Raw genomic sequence first — 19,399 nt, forward strand, 5'->3', positions numbered from 1 at the left:
CGGTGGGCCGTTACAGGCTGGCGCGCAGATACAGCAGCGCCAGCAGCAGATACACGGCAAAGCTCAATCCCAGCAGCCAGGGCCGGCCCTTGGGCTTGGCCCACTCCGGCAAATGAGGCGGTAGTAAGCGGTAATTCAAAAGATATAAGGCCGCCGGAAACAGGATGGTGCCGGCGAAGCCGATCAGGGCGCTGGTCAGGATCAACGGCCCCGGCGCATCAAGCTGCATCGTAAACGAGGTAATCAAGGTCAGTAGCGCCAGAAACAGGTAATACCAGCGCCGGGCCGGCCAGCGTTGCGCCTGCGGAAACAGCGTCAACACGATATCGGCTTGAATCCGGCTGACCGCGTCGGCGGTAGCCAGCCAGGTATCGGTCAAAAATGCCGCGGCCACCACCAGAAACAGCAGCCGGCCGATTTCGCCCCAACTCACGGCAAAGAACTGGCTTTGCACGACGGCCAGTTCGTATTCCTGCGGCAGCAAGCCTTTCGGAAACAGCAGCGCATAGGCCAGCAGGCAGGTCATCAAGGTGGTCAATAAATTGCCGACGATGCCGACCAGGATGTCCGCGCTCAAGAATCGGCGCCAGGATTGCCAGTTTTGCGCGCTTTGTGCGGCGTCTGCCGGCAGAAAGCCGTCGCTGAGCACCGCTTCCTCGGCGCCGCCCAGGCCGGTGATGCGGCCGACCAGACCGGCCATGCCGGCGCCTTTGTCGCGCAGCCAGTACGAGTAAAACAAGATCCAGAAGCCGCCGAGGCCGGCGAAGGTGATGGCGGTCAGCAGTTTGCTGGCGTCATGGTTATCCCAGGGCCGGGGCATGTCGCTGACCGGACCAAACAGGCCTTGGGCAAATTCCGGAAGCGCCCTCAGTACGTCGGCTTGTAGACAGGCCGATAGCAGGCCGACCACGGTGACGACGGCCACCAGCTTCATGAAACGCTCGATCAAGGTATAGACCACGCCGCTGGCCAGAATCGCCGTGACGAACACCGCAATCGAGGCGTAGCCCCAGAACAGGCTTTGGCCGCGCTGGCTCCAGCCCTCCGGCCAATGGGTCAATTCGGCCATCGCCGTGCCGCCGGCCGAGGCGAACGCGCCGAACCACAGAAACGATACTGTCATCAGCAGCCATAAAAACACGCCGAAGCTGCGGTTCAAGCGGATGAAGCCGTGAAAAATGCTTTCCCCGGTCAGTAATGTGTAGCGGCCGATTTCCAAGTTCAACGGGTATTGCAGCAAACAGGCCGGTGCCAACAACCAGAGAAAGGTCAAACCGTACTTGGCGACCATATACGGCCACCAGATCAGTTCGCCGCTGCCCTGGGCCAGCGCCATCCACACCACGCCGGGCCCCAATGCGGCCCACCAGCCGGGGAAGTTGGGGACGTTGTGACGGGGCAGGTCGGCGAGAGCTTTATTTTTCATCGGACTAACGATAGTTTCGGGCTAAAACCGCTCATTTCCGCAAATTTGCCGGGATTTGGCAAATCCTCGCTAATTGTCCTGACCGCTCTTTACGCCTTTTTTACGTCCGGCTGCTTAGAATTCCGGGCCATGAAAGTGCTCGCAGCCCGGTCGTTGTGGCGGCCGGCCAATGGAAACATTAAGGCGATGGCGCCGAGCTTGGCGGAGCGTTCCATTTCTGCGGAGCACTTGCGAATCAGGGTAAGGAGAAATTTGTGCGGATGATGATATCGGGCTTGCTGGGACTGGCAGCCCTGGCGCTGCCGACGCTGGCTACCGCCGATGCCGGGGTGGCCCCGGAAAGCCTGAAACCTTTGGATTTGACCGGCCATTGGGCCGGTTACATTTCGCTTTTGGTCATGGTGGCGGCGTATGTCGCGGCGATGCTGGAAGAAGTGACCGAATTGCGCAAATCCAAACCCATGCTGTTGGCGGCGGCGTTAATCTGGTTCGTTATCGTGCTGGCCTACCGGGAACAGGGGCTGGATGAACTGGCAGTCGCCGCGTTTCGCAGCAATTTGCAGACTTACATCGAGTTGTTGCTGTTCATCATGGTATCGATGACCTATCTGAACGCGATGGAGGACATGCGCCTGTTCGACGCCTTGCAAGTCTGGCTGGTCAGTCAGCATTTGAGTTATCGGCAACTGTTCTGGATGACCGGATTCTTGGTGTTCTTGCTGTCTTGCGTGGTCAACGGCCTGACGGCCGGCCTGCTGATGGGGGCGGTCGCGGTCGCGGTCGGTAAAAACAACCCGCGCTTCGTGTCCTTAGCGTGTATCAATATCGTAATCGCAACCAATGCCGGCGGTTCGTTCAGTCCTTTGGGCGGGATTTCGACCTTGTTCGTCTGGCAGCACGGCATCCTCGGTTTTACCGAATTTTTCAAGTTGTTCTTACCCTGCCTGGTGAATTTCCTGGTCCCGGCGCTGGCGATGCATTTTGCGCTGCCGCAGGAAGTTCCCAGCATCGAAATGGCGGATGTGGCGCTGCCGCGCGGCGCCAAGCGCTTGCTGTTTTTGTTTGGGGTGACGATTGCGTTGGCCGTGGTGTTCGATATGGAGCTGCATTTGCCGGCCGCGGCCGGCATGATGGCGGGCTTGGCGTTATTGCAGTTTTTTTACTATTACCTGCACCAAACCGAAAAGGCCAAACCGTTGAGCCAGTCGGAGTTCTCGCTGTTTTTCGGCGGCGGCGATTACCAGGCCGCCGCCACCCAATCGACGCGTTTCGATATTTTCGACAAAGTCGGCCGGCTGGAATGGGACACGCTGTTGTTTTTTTACGGCGCGATGATGGGCATCGGCGGCCTGGGTTATATCGGTTATCTCGACGCCGTCTCGCACCTGCTTTACGGCCAACTCAGCCCGACTTTGGCCAACATCGCGATCGGCCTGTGCTCGGCCTTCGTCGATAACGGCACGCTGATGTTCGCGATTCTGACCATGCATCCCGACATCACCCAAGGTCAATGGCTGCTGTTGACTTTGACCCTGGGCGTCGGCGGCAGCTTGTTGGCGATCGGTTCGGCGCCGGGGATTGGCTTGTTGGGCCAGGCCAAGGGACAATATACCTTCAGCAACCACATGAAATGGTGTCCGGTGATCCTGCTCGGTTATTTCGCCAGTATCGGCGTGCATTTTCTGGTCAACGCCCATTCCTTTTGACGCGGATGTCCGGCGGGAAGGGTGAGGGCGATGTTCGGTAGCAGGCGGCGGCAGGGCAATGCCGGACCGGAGGCGCGCCTGCCGGCCAGGACCCGGCGCGAGCGCTACACCGGCTACGTTTGCGGGATCGCCGCGCCGTTTATCTGCACGTTGGCGGCTTGGCCGTTGCGGAGCATATTGGAGCCGGCCAGCATTCTGATGAGCTATATGCTCGGCGTGTTCCTGGTCGCCAGCCGCTACGGCCGCGGCGCGTCGCTGACCGCCTCGCTGCTGAGCCCGCCGGTGTTTGCCTATTATTTCGCGCCGCCGATTTTCTCGTTTGCGATTTCCGATCTGGAAAACATCGTCGGTTTGGCCATCATGATCGTCGTTGCCAGTCTGACCAGCAATTTATTGGATCGGGCTCGCAGTCAAGCCGAAATTGCCCGGCAACGGGAAAACCGGGCCAACGCCTTGTACCGCTTAAGCCGGGCCTTGTCCGATGCGCAGAGCCGCGAGGCGATTGCGGCGTTGGCTGCCGAGCGGATACGCGACGAATTCGGCGCCGAAGCCCTCATCGTGCCGGCCGACGAGAACCGGCGCCTGCCGGTGTCGATTGCCGCAGTTGGGCCGGGTTTCGATGCCGAAGCCGCCCGGCAGGCGTTCGCGGCGAACTCGACTCGCCACAATCAGGGGGCAGCCTATTATCCGTTGGCCGGATCGCAGACCGTATTCGGCGTGTTGTTGGTCAGAGCGGAGCCTTCGTCGCGCTTGGCGCATCCGGAGGCACTGGCTTTGTTCGAAACCTTCCGCAATCTGGTCGGCCAGGCGCTGGAGCGCTTGTATCTGGCCGAACGCGCCCGCGAAGCCGGCCTGCAGGTGCAGGCCGAAGCGTTACGAAACGCCTTGCTCAGCGCGATCTCCCACGACTTGCGCACGCCGTTGACCCGGATCAGCGGTGCGGCCGGCGCATTGATCGACAATGCCGACCGCTTATCGGCGGCCGAGCGCCAGGAGTTTTACCGGGCGGTATTCGACGAAGCGCAACGGATGGCCGAATTGACCAGCAAGATTCTGGACATGGCCCGGCTCAGCAGCGGCGAAATTACGCTGCATTGCGAATGGAACGCGCTGGAGGAAATCGTCGGCAGCGCGTTGACCCGGCTCGATAAAGCGTTGCGGGAGCGGCCGGTGCGTACCCAAATTCCGGACAGCCTGCCGTTGTTGTGGGTCGATGCCGTCTTGTTCGAGCAAGTGCTGGCCAATCTGATCGAGAACGCTATCAAATACACGCCGCCGGGCAGCCCGATCGATATTGGCGCGGAACTGGCGGCAGACGGTTTGCAATTGACCGTTACCGATTACGGCGCCGGGATTCCGGACGGCATGCAGCAGAAAATCTTCGACAAATTCTACCGGCTGAGCGGTGAGACCGAACACGGCGGCGTCGGCTTGGGACTGGCATTGTGCCGTACCATCATTGCCGCCCACGGCGGCCGGATTCGGGCGACGAATCTGGCCGGTAAGGGCGCGGCGTTCATTATCGATTTGCCGTTGCGCGAGCCGCCGGCGCTGGATTGGGGCGAGACCGGAGAGAGTGGCGGATGAACGATGCGGCACCGTTGATTTTACTGATAGAAGACGACAGCCAGACCCGGCGCTTTTTGAAAACCAGCCTGGCCAACCGCGGCTGGCGCATCGCCGAAGCCGATTGCGCCAAGGCCGGGCTGGCGCTGTTGAAAAGCGAGCAGCCCGATTGCGTGATCCTGGACTTGGGCTTGCCGGACATGGATGGGATCGCCGTGGCCCGGCGCTTGCGGCAACTGTCCGATCTGCCGGTGCTGGTGTTGTCGGCCCGTAGCCAGGAGCAGAACAAGATCATGGCGCTGGATGCCGGCGCCGACGATTATCTGACCAAACCGTTCGGCAGCGGCGAATTGCATGCCCGTTTGCAGGCCTTGTTGCGCCGGGTGGCGCGCAGTATCGCGGCTAGCGAGACTTTCGAAACCGGGCAATTAAAAATCGATCTGGCGCGGCGCAAAGTGTTCATCGCCGGTAACGAAGTGCGGATTACGCCGATCGAGTTTCGCCTGCTCGGCATCCTGGTGCGTCATGCCGGCCTGGTCGTGACCCATCGGCAATTGCTCGGCGAAGTTTGGGGGGCCGAGCATATTCACGACCAGCACTATCTGCGCATCTACATGGGCCAGTTGCGGCACAAGCTGGAGGTGAATCCGGCCCGGCCGCGTTATCTGTTGACCGAAGTCGGCGTCGGCTACCGGCTGGCCGCCGACGGCGGCTGAAACTGGCTGCGCTTGAAACTTCTCAGCCGTTGGCTTTTTGCAGCTTTTTCAGAATGCTTTTGCTGATGCGGTCGACAAACTCTTCCGGGTTGTCGTAACCCTGTTTCTGGATGAAGTCGACCACCGTTTTGACCAATTGCTTGGTTTCGGCGATTTCCTGGTGCGAGCGGCCGCAGCCTGAGCAATGAGTACCGTCACTGGTGCATTGGTCGACGCAAGGGCTGTATTTCATATCGTGTTTTCCGAAAAGTTAGGTGATTGAAGGCGGGCTATTGTAAGTCTGTGCCGCCGTTTCCGGCAAAGCCGGCGTCGGGGCGGATTGAATTGCAGCCGGCGCGATTGTATGGACAAGGCGGAGATACCGCGAAAAGCTGCGGCGCGGATTGCGGCATATCACTTATTTTGCATGTGGCATATAACATAGTTTCAGAGAATTCATAAAACATAAAATTAGAAATTTATAATATTACAAAGCCTTGCAATTTGGTGCGCTTGTTGCTTGACTTAATTCTGGCCGAACCCTGGCGTTCGCCCCGATTTCAGACTTTCGAAAGGCAAGCAATGAACAATTTCAATTCAAATCTACCGGCCCATTTGCCGAACGTTTCTACGGCAACTTCCTCCGGCAACCGGCTGCGCTGCGATAAATGGCTCGGCACGGTATCGCTCTGTTTCGTCGCTTCGGCGTTGGCTGCCGAGACCGCGCCGGAACCGGCCGGAACCGAAACCGAGGTGGTCCTGGAAAAAGTGATCGTCACCGACAAGTTCCCCAGCGTTAAAAACCTGGGCGCATCGGAAATGGAAGCCGATATTCTGGAAAGCAAGCGGGCGGCGGTCAGCGACACCGCCAAATTATTGGAGGATACGCCCGGCGTCAGTTTGTACGGCGCCGGCGGCGTCTCCAGTTTGCCGGTGATCCACGGCCTGAACGACGACCGGGTCAAAATCGACATCAACGGCATGATCTTGACTTCCGCCTGCGCCAACCACATGAATCCGCCGTTGTCGTATATCGACCGCAGCAATATCGGCAAGATCACGATTCTGACTGGGGTGACGCCGGTGAGCTTGGGCGGCGACAGCATCGGCGGCACCATTTCGGTACAAACCCCGGAACCGGTGTTTGCCGAGCCGGGCAAGGATATTTTGCTGGACGGTTCGGTGTCGTCGTTTTACCGCAGCAACGGCGACGCCTTCGGCGGCAGTATCGCGGCCGGCGTCGCTACTCAGAACGTCCGGCTGGACTACACCGGTTCGCATACCGAAAGCATGAATTACAACGACGGCAACGGCCAGATCGTCAACTCCACGGCTTACGTCAACCAAAACCACTCCGCGGCGTTGTCGTTCAAATCCGACAACCATCTGGTCGTGGTCAGAGGCGGCCAGCAGCACATGCCCTACCAGTTGTTTCCGAACCAGCGTATGGACCTGACCAACAACGACAGTATCTTCGGCAACATCATGCACAAGGGCAGTTTCGATTGGGGCACGCTGGAAAGTAAGTTCTACTTCGAGTCGACCCAGCACAGCATGGACATCGGCGACGACAAGCACAACCGCTATCTCGACGGTACGGTGTCGGGCGGCGGTTTTGCTTTTCCGAACGACAGGATGCCGATGGAAACCCGTGGCCGCAATCTGGGCTACAAGATTTTGGCGGAAATCCCCTACGGCAAGCGCGATACCTTCAGAATCGGCAACGAATACCACGCCAACAAGCTGAACGATTACTGGCCGGCGGTGCATAACGATCCTGGACCAGCCAACCCCACGCCGAATCCCGCATACTGGATGATGGCGCCGCAGAATTACATCAATTTAAACAATGCCGAAAAGGAGCGGATTGCCTTTTTCGGCGAATGGGAAGCGCGCTGGAACCAACAATGGAAAAGCTTGCTGGGTTTGCGCTACGAACACACCAGCACCGATACGGGTAACGTCAGCCCCTACAACCCGAATTTGCTGGGGACCAATGGCAATTTGGCGAACAATCCCGATCCGGCAGGCGCGAAATTAGCCTTGACGGCGGCCAACGCCTTCAATGCTCGCGATAAAGGGCGGACCAACGACACTTTCGACGTGACGGCTCTGGTGCAGTTCACGCCCAACGACATCAGTCAGTACGAATTGGGTTATGCCCGCAAGAACCGCACCCCGAATTTGTACGAGCGTTACGTCTGGGGCGCGCGGAAAATGGATATGGCGATGATAGGCTGGTTCGGCGATGGTAATGGCTATGTCGGCAATATGGATTTGACTGAGGAAACCGCCCATACCGTCAGTTTGACCGCCGCATTTCACGAGCCGCAAAACAATTTGTGGGAAGTCAACGTCACGCCGTATTTTACGTACGTCAATAACTTCATCGATGCGGATCGCTGTCTGGTCAATACCAATCCGGCTCGGGACGCCAACGGCTGCCGCAGCGCGGCAACGTCATACACGGGCGGGCCTACCATCAATAACTTGACGGTGGACAATCAGTACGTCTATTTGCAATACGCCAACCACGATGCGCGGCTATGGGGTATGGACGTGTCGGCTCGCACCCGCTTGTACAAAGACCAAACGCTCGGCGAATTTGCGGCCCATACCACGATGAGTTATGTCCGCGGCGAGCGGATGGACGGCGGCAACCTGTACCACATGATGCCGTTCAATATGAAATTGAGTCTGGACCACCGCTTGAGCAGTTGGCAGAGCGCGCTGGAAATGCAGTTCGTCGACGGCAAATCCCATGTCCAGCAAATCCGTAACGAAGTTCAGACCCCGTCCTACATCCTGCTCAACGCCAGAACCGGCTACGAATGGGGCAATTTCAGGCTGGACGTCGGCTTGGACAACGTGCTGGATAAACAATATTTCCATCCCTTGGCCGGCTCCTATCTCGGCGACCGCTACGGCATGAATCCGACCGCGGCCCCCAACGTCACGGTGCCTTGGGGCCGAAACGTGCCGGGTATGGGCCGCTCGGCTTTCGTCGGCGTCACGATCAAGTATTGATGGAGCGGCGGCCTCCGGCTGGGCTGGCGGGAATTATGGCGTTGGTTGATAGCCGGGCGTCACCCCGGCAGGGAGCGCCGGGGGCCTGTTGCTATGGACGGCGAATGCTGTAGGCGTCCTTGTCACCCGGGTTCGCTTCGTCTCGGCGATCCCTAGCGCAAAGTCGACGCAACGGTATTGCGCGGGGCTCAGGATGTGGCGGCGGACTCGGTATCTGGGGCCGAAAGCCGGTAGATGTAAATCGTCGCGCCGATCACTGCGGCTTGGCCGATGACCAGATTCAGCAGCGGCAGCGTCAAGCCCAGGCTGGTCAGGCCGCCGAAACTCAGCGCGCCCCAGCGTACCTGCTGTAAAAACTGTTTTTGCCCGGCAAACGCCAGACCGCGCTGTTCCAACGGGTAGGCCATAAATTCCAAGGCCATGCCCCAGGCGGCGAACCCGGCCCATAACAGCGGGGCCAATAAGTTCACGACCGGCACCGCGAACAACAGCAGTAGCGGCAGCACCCGCAATAGCAGATAACCGATCCGGTGCAGTTCGCCGAAAAACACCTTGACCCAGGCCAGTTCCGCCGCCGGTAGCGGCTGGCCGCTGATCAGCGCCAGGGTCTTGGCGGACAGCCGACTGTAATACGGCGCGGCGATCAGGTTGGCTAACAGAGCAAAGCTGAAAAATCCGACCACCAGAAAGCTGACGAAAAACAGCGGCCACAGAATCCAGTTCAGCCAGGACAACCAGTCCGGGATGAACTGGTGGATCAAGGCCGACACCATGTGGTAACCCAGCACGAAACCGCCGGTGTACAGCACCATGTTAATGAACAATGGAATCAGCAGGTAATTGCGCAACTCCGGGCGGATCAGCATGCGCACGCCTTCCCACAGGCATTGCACCGCAAACAGCGGACTATTGCCGCTTTTGAAATTCAACTTCAACATGGTTGCAAACTCCTGACGCCGTGTTTGCCGGGGTCGACGACGGTGCCGCGCTCGGTGACGATCGCGTCGATCAATTCGGCCGGCGTGACGTCGAACACCGGGTTCCAGGCGCTGACCAATGAGCCTTCGTGCAAATAGCAATCGGCCAGCAATTCCCGCGGATCGCGTTGTTCGATTTCGATGCCGGCGCCGTTTTCCAGGTTGAAATCGAAAGTGGAAGAGGGCGCGGCGACCATGACTTTGACGCCGTGTTGCTTGGCCAGCACCGCCAGCGAATAGGTGCCGATCTTGTTGGCGACGTCGCCGTTGGCGGCGATGCGGTCGGCGCCCACCACGATCCAGTCTATCTTGCCGGATTTCATCAGCCAGGCCGCCGCCGAATCGGCGATCAGCGTGGCGGGGATGCCGTCCTGCGCCAATTCCCACACCGTCAGCCGCGCGCCTTGCAACCAGGGCCGGGTTTCGCCGGCGTAGACTTGTTGCAAGCCGCCGCGGCGGTGCAGGCTGCGGATCACGCCCAAGGCGGTGCCGTAACCGCCGGTCGCCAAGGCGCCGGCATTGCAATGGGTCAACACCGCTTTTGCGGTACCGATCAGGTCCGCGCCGCGCTCGCCCATGGCTTGGTTGGCAGCATAATCGTCGGCGTGGATGGTTTGTGCCAGCTCGGTCAGCGCGGCGACCGGATCGGCCGGATTATTCGCGATCAAGCCGCGCATCCGGTCCAGCGCCCAGAACAGATTGACGGCGGTGGGCCGCGACGCGGCCAATTGTTCGATGTCGCGGCCGACTGCGGCTTGCCAATCGGCTTGCGGGTAATGGCGCATGGCCGACAACACCACGCCGTAGGCGGCGGCAATGCCGATCGCCGGCGCGCCGCGCACCCGCATCGAGGCGATGGCTGTAGCGACGCCGGCGGCGTCGCGGTATTCGTCGTAAGCGATGGTTTGCGGCAGGACGCGCTGGTCCAGTACTTTCAGGCTGTGTCCGGTCCATTGCAGGGCTTGGACCGATAATTGCGATGTTTGGCTCATGTTGTTCGGTTGATGAGGTTATTGGGCTGCGGGCCGTCCAGGGCAAAAGTCGTGGGTGCCGGGCTTTTCTTGCTTTAGAGACTACGGACCGCCGTGACTTAATTTTAAGCTGGTTCTGAGCGTGGCGGGTAGTTTCCAGGCGTGAGAGCTTGCCGATGCGCCTACTAACGGACCCGTCTTGATCGGCATGCCACAAGCTGACCCCGGGGGATTTTTCCGCTGCGTCTTCGATAATCGGGCGGGGAAGGTTAGCTAAGTTATCGGACTGGGGCGGCTTAACGGTTATAATCGCCCATATTTCATACCCGGAGGCTTATATGCAGGTCGATCTCGTGATTCAGGCGCGCTGGATAATTCCGGTCGAACCCGCGGGTCAAATCTTCGAGCACTCCAGCCTGGTGATCAACGACGGCAAGATCGTCGACCTGTTACCCTCTGCCGAAATTGGGGAGAAATACCAGCCGCGCAAGTTGGAAATTCTGGACCGCCATGCCTTGATTCCGGGCTTGGTCAACTGCCATACCCACGCGGCAATGTCGTTGTTGCGCGGTATTGCCGACGATTTGCAGTTGATGGATTGGCTGCAAAACCACATTTGGCCGGCGGAACAGAAATGGGTCAGCGAGGCCTTCGTTCGCGACGGCGTCGATTTGGCGATTGCGGAAATGCTGCGCTGCGGCACCACTTGCTTCAATGACATGTATTTCTTTCCCGAAATTGCCGCGCAACAGGCCGTGCAACACGGTATCCGCGCCAATATCGGCTTGATCGTGTTCGATTTTCCGACCGTGTGGGCCGAAAGCGCCGACGCCTATCTGACCAAGGGCCTGGCTCTGCACGAGAAGCTGCGCCACGAAAACCTGCTCAGTCTGTCGTTTGCGCCGCATGCGCCGTATACCGTGTCCGATGCGCCGTTACGCAGCGTGCTGACGTATGCCGACGAAATGAATCTGACGGTGCATATGCATTTGCACGAAACGGCGCACGAGGTCGAAGAACAAAAACAAAAGACCGGGCAAACGCCGATACAACGCCTGCAACAACTGGGTTTGCTGAATCCGTCGTTCATTGGGGTGCATATGACGCAGTTGACGGCCGCCGACATGGCAGCGTATGCCGAAACCGGGGCCCACATCGTGCACTGCCCGGAATCCAATCTGAAACTCGCCAGCGGTTTCTGCCCGGTTGCGGACTGCTTGGCGGCGGGGATCAACGTCGCACTGGGCACCGACGGTGCCGCCAGCAATAACGATCTGGACATGATCTCGGAAATGCGCACGGCGGCATTACTGGCCAAGGCGGTGGCCGGAGACGCCGGGGCGGTTTCGGCGGAAACGGCCTTGCGGATGGCTACCCTGAACGGTGCCAAAGCCTTGGGTTTGGAGGCGGAAATCGGTTCGCTCAGCGTGGGTAAGCAGGCCGACGTCGCGGCAATCGACTTGAGCGAACTGGAAACCCAGCCCTTGTTCAATCCATTGGCGCAGATCGTCTATGCCGCCGACCGCCGCCAGATCAGCGATGTCTGGGTCGCCGGCCGACAACTCTTGAAAAACCGGCAATTGACCACGATGGATCTGGCGGCGCTCAACGAGCGGGTTGCGGTTTGGCAGCAGCGTTTAAGCAGTTAATTCCCCGGTTTCCTGTTATGAGGGGCGGCAAGGCGTTGCCGTCGGCACGCAAAGCTCATGACTAATAACCTAGTAATACAGTAAACTATAGGCACACAGAAAAGGTTTGGCATTATGGCGACAGCAGATAACGTTCATCCGCACGAGATACACAAGTTCGGCTCTTTGGCCGAGCGGTGGTGGGATAGCGAAGGCGAATTCAAGACTTTGCATCAGGTTAACCCGTTACGGTTGCAGTTTGTTGGCGAATACGCCGATATCAGCGGTAAGCAGGTGGTCGACGTCGGCTGCGGCGGCGGCATCCTCACCGAAGGTCTGGCCCGGCTGGGCGCCAACGCTCTGGGTATCGATTTGAGCCAGGATTTGCTGGACGTCGCCGATCTGCACGGTTTGGAGTCGGGTGTCGCGGCGACCTACCGCAAAATCAGCGCCGAGCAGCTGGCCGAAGAGCAACCGGCCGGTTTCGATCACGTCACCTGCATGGAAATGCTGGAGCACGTCCCCGATCCGGCCTCGGTCGTTGCGGCTTGCGCCACCTTGGTCAAACCCGGCGGTACCGTGTTTTTTTCGACCTTGAACCGCGACCCGAAAGCCTGGTTGTTGGCGATCGTTGCCGCGGAACATCTTTTGAAAATGGTGCCGAAGGGTACCCACGATTACAAAACCTTCATCAAGCCGTCGGAGCTGGGGCGGATGGCCCGCGCTGCCGGTTTGGAGTTGCAGGGCATGGTCGGTATCGAATACAACCCGTTCAGCAAGGCGTTTTATCTGGGTAAGGATGTTTCGGTGAATTACATCGCCGCTTTCAAACGCGCCGATTGAACATGACTGGATTCAAGCTCGATTGCGTGCTGTTCGATCTGGACGGCACTTTGGTGGATACCGCACCGGATCTGATCGCCTGTTTGAACCGGACATTGTCCGCCCATGGTTTTCCGGAAACGGCTCCGGCTGCGGTGCGGCCGCTGATTTCCCACGGGGCCTTGGCCATGATTCGGCATTGCGTCGAGGTGGATCAGGCCGAAGCGGAGCGGATGCTGGAATTCATGTTGAACCAATACGAAGATAACGTTGCCGATTACAGTCGGTTGTTCGATGGGGTGGCAGACAGTCTCCAGGCAATCGAGGCCGAGGGTTTGAAGTGGGGTGTGGTGACCAACAAGAAAACCCGCTTCACCGAACCGTTGTTAACGGCATTGGGGTTGCGCCAACGCGCAGCCTGCGTGATCAGCGGCGATTCGACACCGAGCAGCAAGCCCGATCCGGAGCCGATGTTTGCCGCCTGCCGCGAGGCTGGAGTCGCGCCGGAAAATTGCGTTTACCTGGGCGATGCCGCCCACGACATTACCGCCGGTAAGCGCGCGAATATGAAAACCCTGGCCGCCGTCTACGGTTATCTGAAAGCCGACGACGTCCCCGAATCCTGGGGCGCAGACGGCTTGATCGAGCGGCCGCAACAACTGATGGAATGGATACAGGCGCAGATATGCCGTTAACAGACCAAGTCATTTTAATCACCGGCGCCGGCGGCGGCTTGGGCGCGACAGCAGCCTTAGCGTTGGCGAAGCACGGCGCTCAAATCATTCTGCTGGACAAGAATATTCCGAAGCTGGAGCGGGTCTACGATGCGATCGTCGAGGCCGGTGGGCCGGAACCGGTGATGTACCCGTTCGATCTGGCCGGTGCCAGCGAGGCCCAGTACCAGGAAATGGCCGATGCGATCGAACAGCGTTACGGCAGTTTGCAAGGCTTGCTGCATTCGGCGGTGGAATTCAGCGCCTTCAGTCCGATCGTCAATTACAAGACCAAGGATTGGGGCCATGCGCTGAACGTCAACCTCAACGCGCCGTTCATTCTGTGCCGGGTATTGTTGCCGTTGTTACAACTCAGCCGGCATGCCGCCATCGTCTTTACCAGCGATTCCGGCGCACGCAAGGCGCAGGCCTATTCCGGTGCCTACGGCGTCTCCAAAATTGCGCTGGAAGGCTTTGCCGCGATTCTGGCCGCCGAACTGGAAGCCGGCCAGAAGATTCGGGTCAATACCTTGTGCCCCGGCCCGATCGATTCGCCGTTGCGAAAACGCGCCTATCCGGCGGAAGACAAGGCCGCTATTCCGCCGATGTCCAGTTTGGAACCGCTTTACCTTTATTTATTCGGCGACGCCAGCATCGGCGTTACCGGTCAAATTATTGACGCGCAGACTTTCAAACCTTAAGTATCGCTATGGCAGACAGAGAAGTTGTTTTTCTAACCCGGGATGTCAATATCGTCACAATCCCGGACGGCAATCACGGTACCTTGCAAAAGGGCCAGGAAGTGACGATTCACCAATCTCTCGGCAGCAATTACACGGTCGTGACCGACTACGGCCACATGGTCCGGATTGCCGGCAGCGATGCCGATGCGCTGGGTAAGGAATCTCAGCATCTGCAAACCCTGGTATCGGAAACCGACCGCCAGGCGGTGGAGCAGAATTGCTGGGAAGTGATGAAAACGGTCTACGACCCGGAAATTCCGGTCAATATCGTCGATTTGGGCCTGGTTTACGGTTGCGACGTCACCGGCAATGCCGAGGGCGGTAACGATGTGCATATTCGGATGACGCTGACCGCGCCCGGCTGCGGCATGGGGCCGGTAATTCAGAGTGATGTGGAAAAGTCGATCCGCGCTTTACCGGGCGTCAGTTCGGTGCAAGTGGAAGTGGTTTTGGACCCGCCCTGGTCGCGCGAGATGATGTCGGAAGTGGCGCAGGTACAATTGGGCCTGTTTTAAACTGCCGTCCTTCCTGGCGGCGGAAAATTGCCGCTTCAGGTTGGTGCGGTGGGTTGTTTTTAGTTTAAGTGTTTGTTTCTTATTTTTTAAATAAAATTGGCACGGAGTTGGCTTTTCCTTCTTGAGCATTGATTCCAGACTCGAGGAAGCGTCATGAAAGAAAAAGCCGCCGAATTAGCCATAGTCAGCAACAAAACCTTCGCTGCGTCGACCGCCGTAAATCTGCATCACTACGATATCAGTAGCGCGTTGCAGACCACTTTGGAGTTCGACGAGCTGATCGCGATCTTCTGCAACAAAATCCAAAACACCATACCGCATAACGGCGTCGAATATACCAATACCGATTTCGACCTGGAATACAAACGCGGCGTGCTGGCTCGCCATTCCTGTTCTTACGCTTTGAAAGTCGAGGAACAGCAGTTGGGCGAGTTGAAGTTGACCCGGAGCCAACGTTTCAGCAAGGACGAGCTGAAAATGCTGGAAAGTCTGCTGTGCTGTCTGATTTATCCGTTGCGCAATGCCACGCTGTTTCAGCAAGCGCTGAAAATGGCGTTCACCGACCCGTTGACCAAAGCCAACAACCGCACCGCGTTTAACGACAGCCTGATGCGCGAAATCAAACGGGCGCATCGTAGCGGCAGCCATTTATCGATGATCTTCGTCGATGTCGATCATTTCAAATCGATTAACGACCAATACGGTCACGAATGCGGCGATTTGGCCTTGGCCTCGGTGGCCGGTTGGTTGAAAGACAGCGTGCGCGGCAGCGACGCAGTCTATCGCTACGGCGGCGAGGAGTTTGTGATTCTACTCAGCGATACCGACATCGACGGCGCCCTGATAATAGGTGAACGGATTCGGGCCGATATCGAGTCACATACGCTGGCTTACGGCATGGATGTGTTGAATTTGACCGCCAGCCTGGGGGTTGCCACATTGCAAGGCGACGATACCGTCGATAGCTTGTTGAAACGGGCCGATGCGGCGATGTATCAAGCTAAAAAACTTGGCCGCAACCGGGTCGAAGCCGGTTTCTAGCCGGAGGTTGCCGATGCGGCAAATATTGGCCGCATCGGTTGTCGCCGCTTAGTGAGCGTGAGAGGGTTCTTTTTCGGTGATCTCGTTACGGCGCAATACGTAACGTTCGGCTAGCTTGCCGGTGTAGAGGTTACCGGCGCTGTCCAACTGCGTCAGAATGTTGTTGCCGATCAAATACCGGTTACCGATCGCGCCTTCTTTCTTCGGCATCAGGGTCACCGTATCTTTTTTTTCGTCCCAAGTAAATTTGCCTTTCTCGACAAACTCGCGCTCCGATCTGCCGGAGAACGTGGTCATCAAAATATAACTGCCGTTTTTGTTCAAGCCCAATTGGGTTTTGACACCGGCGCAATCGGCGCAGGGCAGAAATCCGTTATAGACGCCCAGCCAGTGATGTTCTTTCGCGGTATGGTGGGCGTGGGCCGGATCGTGGCCTTCGGCTTCCGGTTCCGCCCACGCCGGCTGTTGTACCGCGAAGGTTGCGGCCAACAAAAATAGACTCAGTTGCGGTTTGAATTTTTGCATGTGGATTCCTCGATACAATGGCAGGTCTTGTTGTTATTGGTGACCATGGTTCCGGCGGACCGGAGCGGCCGCACTTAATTTTCGAACACGTCCGCACCTTTGGGCGGCTTGAAATTAAACAAACTGTCGTCCAGCTTTTGGTTGAGCTGAATATTGGAAAAATAGATCCGGGTCAGTTGGCCGAAATTATCGCTCAGTTCCATGCCGCCGAGCTGGTTGCCGTTCATGCCGATCAGGATGTATTTGAAGCCGCTTTCCTCGTTTTTCGGCGATAGCTTGACCCAGTTCATGCCTTCGTCCTGGCCCTGTTCCTGCAGGACGAATTTTTCCTCGATATCGACCTGGCCGGTCAACAGCAGTGCCGGCGTGGAGCCGAGCGAGTCGTCCAGTTGCTTGACGGTGACCTGTTCCAGGTCGGCATCGTAAAACCAGACTTTGCCGTTGTTGGACACGATTTCCTGCTCGAACGGTTTTTGGTAGTTCCAGCGGAATTTACCCGGCCGGCTCAAATAAAATTTGCCGCTGCTGGATTGGGCCGGTCGGCCGCTTTTATCGAAGCTGACCTGCTTGAAATCGGCCGCCAGCGACGCGCTGGCCGCCAGAAAACTTTTCAAGCGGTTGATCGGCGCCTCGTCGGCATAAACGTTGGTGACGGCTGCGATCGATAAAACCAGTGCGGAGCTTAAGTGACGTAGCATATTAAAAAGGGTTCAGGTTATTGAGCCAGCTTTCGCCGGATTCAGCATTGGCGCCGCATTCGGCGAACTGGGTCGGCGCCGAGCCCTCGACGAACGGCAGCAATTTCGCGCCGGGGCAGCTCTCGCTGCTGAGCAGGCCGCTCTCCGGATCGATCCAAGTCATTTGGACATTATCCGGCGGTACCAGACTGACCGGCTTTTTCGAAACCTGCCGCATGGTTTCCGCCCAGATCTGTAGCGCGCCGCTACCGCCGGTCAGGCCGGACGGTTTGTTGTCGTCGCGGCCGATCCAGACCACCGACAGAAAGTCGCCGCTGAAACCGGCGAACCAGCTATCGCGCAATTGGTTGGTGGTCCCGGTTTTACCGACCAGCGCCATTTCCTTCGGCAGGTAATTATACGCAGAGTGGCCGGTGCCGGCGTACATCACTTCCTGCAGAATGGTGTTGGTGATGAAGGTGGCTGCCGGGTCTACCGCCTGTCGCACCGTCAACGGGTAACTTTGCAGGGCTTTGCCGTCCGCCGCGTTCACGGCCCGGATCGAGCGCAACGGCGTGGCGAAGCCGTCGCCGGCCAGGGTTTGGTAAAGTTGGGTTACTTCCAGTGGTGTCAGCGGTTGCGCGCCCAACAGAAAGGACGGGTACAAATCCACCGGCCGGCTGACACCCATGTTTTTCAAGGTGTTGGCGACTTTGGCCAAGCCAATGTCCATACCGATCCGCACCGTGGCCATGTTGTAGGAATGGGTCAGGGCGGTGTGCAGCGGGACGATGCCGTGCTCGCGGTTGTCGTAATTGTCCGGCGACCAGGACTTGCCGCGCTCGGCTTCGATGCTGATCTGGGTGTCGCTGACCGGTGTGGCGATGGTGTAACGCTCCGGATATTCCAGCGCCGTCAGATAGACCACGGGTTTGATCAGCGAGCCGATCGGCCTGACCGCGTCCAGCGCGCGATTGAAGCCGGTGGATTCGCTATTGCGGCCGCCGCTCAGCGCGACGATCTCGCCGCTGTCGCGACGGGTGACGATGGCAGCGCTCTCCAGCTCGTTGCTTTTCGGACTCTTCTCCAATTGCTTGAGCTTGCTGGCCATCGAGCGTTCCAGAATGTCCTGGATCCGGGTGTCCAGCGTCGTGACGATACGCAAGCCTTCGGAGGTCAGATCTTCCTCCTTGTATTCCTGCTTCAACTGGCGTTTGACCAGATCGATAAAATCCGGATAACGGTTGGCGGACCGGTGGATTACCGCAGCGACGCCGAGCGGTTGTTTCTTGGCTTCCACGGTCTGTTGCTCGGTAATGTAGCCTTCGTTCAGCATCGAATCCAAGACCAAATTACGCCGCTCCAGAGTATGTTCCGGCTTGCGGCGCGGATCGTATTCCGACGGACCGCGCACCAAGGCGACCAGCGTCGCCACTTGGTGCAGCGACAATGTTTTCAGCGACTGGCCGAAGTAGAATTCGCTGGCCAGACCGAAGCCGTGGACGGCGCTGGCGCCGTCCTGGCCCAGGAAGATCTCGTTCAGATAGGCTTCCAGAATCTCGTCCTTGCTGTAGCGGTATTCCAGAATGAACGACATCAACGCTTCCTTGAGTTTGCGGCGCAAGGTGCGTTTCGGCGTCAGGAAGAAGTTTTTCACCAACTGCTGAGTGATGGTACTGCCGCCCTGGACCATGCCGCCGGCCTTCAGATTGGACCACATGGCACGGGCGATACTTTTCGGCGACAGGCCGAAATGGCTGTAAAAATCGCGGTCTTCGGTCGACAGCAGGCCTTGCACCAGGGTTGGCGGCGCTTCGTCCAGTTTGATCAGAATCCGGTCTTCCTTGCGGGTTGGGTAAAAGCTGCCGATTTGTACCGGGTCCATCCGCACGATCGCCAGGTTTTCGCCGTTGCCGGCGTCGGTCAAACCACTGATTGCCGCGCCGGAGAAGGCGACGCTGATTTTGCGGCTCTCCTGCACCGTGTCGCCGAAATTGAAGGCGCGGGTGCGGACGTTAACGACGCTGCCCTTGGTGCTGTATGAGCCTTCGCCGGCCAGTTGCGGATCCTGCCGGTAATGCAATTCCAGCAGTAAGTCTTCGAAGTTCTTGGCGGAAATTTCGTATCCGGCATACAGCTCGACCGGACTGGCATATACCCGGGCCGGAATCGACCAGCGCTTGCCTTCGAATTGCTGGCGCACGGTGAAATCCAGATAGCCGACGTAAACCGCCAACACGAAACCGCCGATCAGAGCCAGCGGAACCAGTAAGCGTAACAACCAGGATGCCTGGGATTTGGTTTTTCTGCGTCGAACGGCTGATCTGCGGGGTCTGGGTGTTCTGGCCATCAGGTCGGTTTGCGGTT

Annotated in this window: 17 protein-coding genes; 10 read left to right on the plus strand and 7 right to left on the minus strand. The window is 58.4% G+C overall.

The genetic code is table 11. From position 1 onward, the window contains the following. Positions 1–10: 10 nt before the first annotated feature. A complete protein-coding gene (locus tag PL263_RS02305; RefSeq protein WP_278211514.1) occupies positions 11–1,426 on the minus strand; it encodes an Nramp family divalent metal transporter in 1,416 nt (471 codons plus the stop codon). A gap of 260 nt (positions 1,427–1,686) precedes the next feature. Here PL263_RS02305 and nhaD point away from each other — a divergent pair, with 260 nt between their 5' ends. The 3 genes from nhaD to PL263_RS02320 are packed head-to-tail and all read left to right on the plus strand — an operon-like array spanning position 1,687 to position 5,414. Further along, positions 1,687–3,132: a sodium:proton antiporter NhaD gene (gene nhaD / locus PL263_RS02310; RefSeq protein WP_278211515.1), complete on the plus strand. Its 1,446-nt coding sequence runs from the start codon at positions 1,687–1,689 to the stop codon at positions 3,130–3,132. Between the two features lie 30 nt (positions 3,133–3,162). Further along, positions 3,163–4,719 carry a DUF4118 domain-containing protein gene (locus tag PL263_RS02315; protein WP_278211516.1) on the plus strand — a complete coding sequence of 519 codons (1,557 nt, stop codon included), beginning with the start codon at positions 3,163–3,165 and terminating at the stop codon, positions 4,717–4,719. Further along, complete coding sequence (locus PL263_RS02320) at positions 4,716–5,414, plus strand: response regulator (RefSeq protein ID WP_278211517.1); 699 nt, start codon at positions 4,716–4,718, stop codon at positions 5,412–5,414. The genes PL263_RS02315 and PL263_RS02320 overlap by 4 nt, the downstream gene beginning before the upstream one ends. Before the next feature lie 22 nt (positions 5,415–5,436). On the opposite strand, the gene PL263_RS02325 is transcribed toward PL263_RS02320, so the two are convergent. Beyond that, positions 5,437–5,646, minus strand: coding sequence for a DUF1289 domain-containing protein (locus PL263_RS02325; protein ID WP_278211518.1), 210 nt, complete (start codon positions 5,644–5,646; stop codon positions 5,437–5,439). Positions 5,647–5,975: 329 nt separating this feature from the next. Here PL263_RS02325 and PL263_RS02330 point away from each other — a divergent pair, with 329 nt between their 5' ends. Beyond that, positions 5,976–8,420 carry a TonB-dependent receptor gene (locus tag PL263_RS02330; protein ID WP_278211519.1) on the plus strand — a complete coding sequence of 815 codons (2,445 nt, stop codon included), beginning with the start codon at positions 5,976–5,978 and terminating at the stop codon, positions 8,418–8,420. A 188-nt stretch (positions 8,421–8,608) separates the two neighbouring features. Here PL263_RS02330 and cysZ read toward each other — a convergent pair whose 3' ends face one another. Both cysZ and mtnA read right to left on the minus strand, forming a co-directional pair. Continuing rightward, positions 8,609–9,358, minus strand: coding sequence for a sulfate transporter CysZ (gene cysZ / locus PL263_RS02335; protein ID WP_278211520.1), 750 nt, complete (start codon positions 9,356–9,358; stop codon positions 8,609–8,611). After that, positions 9,352–10,389 (minus strand): S-methyl-5-thioribose-1-phosphate isomerase, encoded by a 1,038-nt coding sequence (gene mtnA, locus PL263_RS02340; protein WP_278211521.1) that lies wholly within the window; start codon positions 10,387–10,389, stop codon positions 9,352–9,354. The genes cysZ and mtnA overlap by 7 nt, the downstream gene beginning before the upstream one ends. A 317-nt stretch (positions 10,390–10,706) precedes the next feature. Here mtnA and PL263_RS02345 point away from each other — a divergent pair, with 317 nt between their 5' ends. The 6 genes from PL263_RS02345 (at position 10,707) to PL263_RS02370 (ending at position 15,830) form a co-directional block, all read left to right on the plus strand. After that, complete coding sequence (locus tag PL263_RS02345) at positions 10,707–12,017, plus strand: TRZ/ATZ family hydrolase (protein ID WP_278211522.1); 1,311 nt, start codon at positions 10,707–10,709, stop codon at positions 12,015–12,017. A 114-nt stretch (positions 12,018–12,131) separates the two neighbouring features. After that, on the plus strand, positions 12,132–12,839 hold the full coding sequence (ubiG, locus tag PL263_RS02350) for a bifunctional 2-polyprenyl-6-hydroxyphenol methylase/3-demethylubiquinol 3-O-methyltransferase UbiG (protein ID WP_278211523.1): 708 nt from the start codon (positions 12,132–12,134) through the stop codon (positions 12,837–12,839). Between the two features lie 2 nt (positions 12,840–12,841). Beyond that, the gene (locus PL263_RS02355) at positions 12,842–13,513 is read left to right on the plus strand and encodes an HAD-IA family hydrolase (protein ID WP_278211524.1); all 672 of its coding nucleotides are present in this window, start codon (positions 12,842–12,844) and stop codon (positions 13,511–13,513) included. Then, positions 13,504–14,232 carry an SDR family NAD(P)-dependent oxidoreductase gene (locus tag PL263_RS02360; RefSeq protein WP_278211525.1) on the plus strand — a complete coding sequence of 243 codons (729 nt, stop codon included), beginning with the start codon at positions 13,504–13,506 and terminating at the stop codon, positions 14,230–14,232. Before PL263_RS02355 ends, PL263_RS02360 begins: the two co-directional genes overlap by 10 nt. Before the next feature lie 8 nt (positions 14,233–14,240). Next, on the plus strand, positions 14,241–14,789 hold the full coding sequence (gene sufT, locus PL263_RS02365; RefSeq protein ID WP_140912532.1) for a putative Fe-S cluster assembly protein SufT: 549 nt from the start codon (positions 14,241–14,243) through the stop codon (positions 14,787–14,789). Between the two features lie 153 nt (positions 14,790–14,942). Next, on the plus strand, positions 14,943–15,830 hold the full coding sequence (locus PL263_RS02370) for a GGDEF domain-containing protein (RefSeq protein WP_278211526.1): 888 nt from the start codon (positions 14,943–14,945) through the stop codon (positions 15,828–15,830). A gap of 48 nt (positions 15,831–15,878) precedes the next feature. Here PL263_RS02370 and PL263_RS02375 read toward each other — a convergent pair whose 3' ends face one another. The 3 genes from PL263_RS02375 to mrcB form a co-directional block, all read right to left on the minus strand. After that, the gene (locus PL263_RS02375) at positions 15,879–16,355 is read right to left on the minus strand and encodes a copper resistance protein NlpE (RefSeq protein ID WP_278211527.1); all 477 of its coding nucleotides are present in this window, start codon (positions 16,353–16,355) and stop codon (positions 15,879–15,881) included. 74 nt (positions 16,356–16,429) lie between these two features. Then, positions 16,430–17,053, minus strand: a complete 624-nt coding sequence (gene lolA, locus PL263_RS02380; protein ID WP_278211528.1) for an outer membrane lipoprotein chaperone LolA — start codon at positions 17,051–17,053, stop codon at positions 16,430–16,432. A 1-nt stretch (position 17,054) separates the two neighbouring features. Then, entirely contained in the window at positions 17,055–19,382 is a 2,328-nt protein-coding gene (gene mrcB / locus PL263_RS02385; protein WP_278211529.1) for a penicillin-binding protein 1B, read from the minus strand. Positions 19,383–19,399 lie beyond the last annotated feature (17 nt).

Origin of the sequence: Methylomonas sp. EFPC3 (assembly GCF_029643245.1) — a bacterium.
Lineage (GTDB): Bacteria > Pseudomonadota > Gammaproteobacteria > Methylococcales > Methylomonadaceae > Methylomonas > Methylomonas koyamae_B.

Coding starts and splice junctions, on each gene's coding strand:
- PL263_RS02305 (WP_278211514.1), bottom strand. CDS start 1,426: ATGAAAAATAAAGCTCTCGCCGACCTGCCCCGTCACAACGTCCCCAAC.
- nhaD (WP_278211515.1), top strand. CDS start 1,687: ATGATGATATCGGGCTTGCTGGGACTGGCAGCCCTGGCGCTGCCGACG.
- PL263_RS02315 (WP_278211516.1), top strand. CDS start 3,163: ATGTTCGGTAGCAGGCGGCGGCAGGGCAATGCCGGACCGGAGGCGCGC.
- PL263_RS02320 (WP_278211517.1), top strand. CDS start 4,716: ATGAACGATGCGGCACCGTTGATTTTACTGATAGAAGACGACAGCCAG.
- PL263_RS02325 (WP_278211518.1), bottom strand. CDS start 5,646: ATGAAATACAGCCCTTGCGTCGACCAATGCACCAGTGACGGTACTCAT.
- PL263_RS02330 (WP_278211519.1), top strand. CDS start 5,976: ATGAACAATTTCAATTCAAATCTACCGGCCCATTTGCCGAACGTTTCT.
- cysZ (WP_278211520.1), bottom strand. CDS start 9,358: ATGTTGAAGTTGAATTTCAAAAGCGGCAATAGTCCGCTGTTTGCGGTG.
- mtnA (WP_278211521.1), bottom strand. CDS start 10,389: ATGAGCCAAACATCGCAATTATCGGTCCAAGCCCTGCAATGGACCGGA.
- PL263_RS02345 (WP_278211522.1), top strand. CDS start 10,707: ATGCAGGTCGATCTCGTGATTCAGGCGCGCTGGATAATTCCGGTCGAA.
- ubiG (WP_278211523.1), top strand. CDS start 12,132: ATGGCGACAGCAGATAACGTTCATCCGCACGAGATACACAAGTTCGGC.
- PL263_RS02355 (WP_278211524.1), top strand. CDS start 12,842: ATGACTGGATTCAAGCTCGATTGCGTGCTGTTCGATCTGGACGGCACT.
- PL263_RS02360 (WP_278211525.1), top strand. CDS start 13,504: ATGCCGTTAACAGACCAAGTCATTTTAATCACCGGCGCCGGCGGCGGC.
- sufT (WP_140912532.1), top strand. CDS start 14,241: ATGGCAGACAGAGAAGTTGTTTTTCTAACCCGGGATGTCAATATCGTC.
- PL263_RS02370 (WP_278211526.1), top strand. CDS start 14,943: ATGAAAGAAAAAGCCGCCGAATTAGCCATAGTCAGCAACAAAACCTTC.
- PL263_RS02375 (WP_278211527.1), bottom strand. CDS start 16,355: ATGCAAAAATTCAAACCGCAACTGAGTCTATTTTTGTTGGCCGCAACC.
- lolA (WP_278211528.1), bottom strand. CDS start 17,053: ATGCTACGTCACTTAAGCTCCGCACTGGTTTTATCGATCGCAGCCGTC.
- mrcB (WP_278211529.1), bottom strand. CDS start 19,382: ATGGCCAGAACACCCAGACCCCGCAGATCAGCCGTTCGACGCAGAAAA.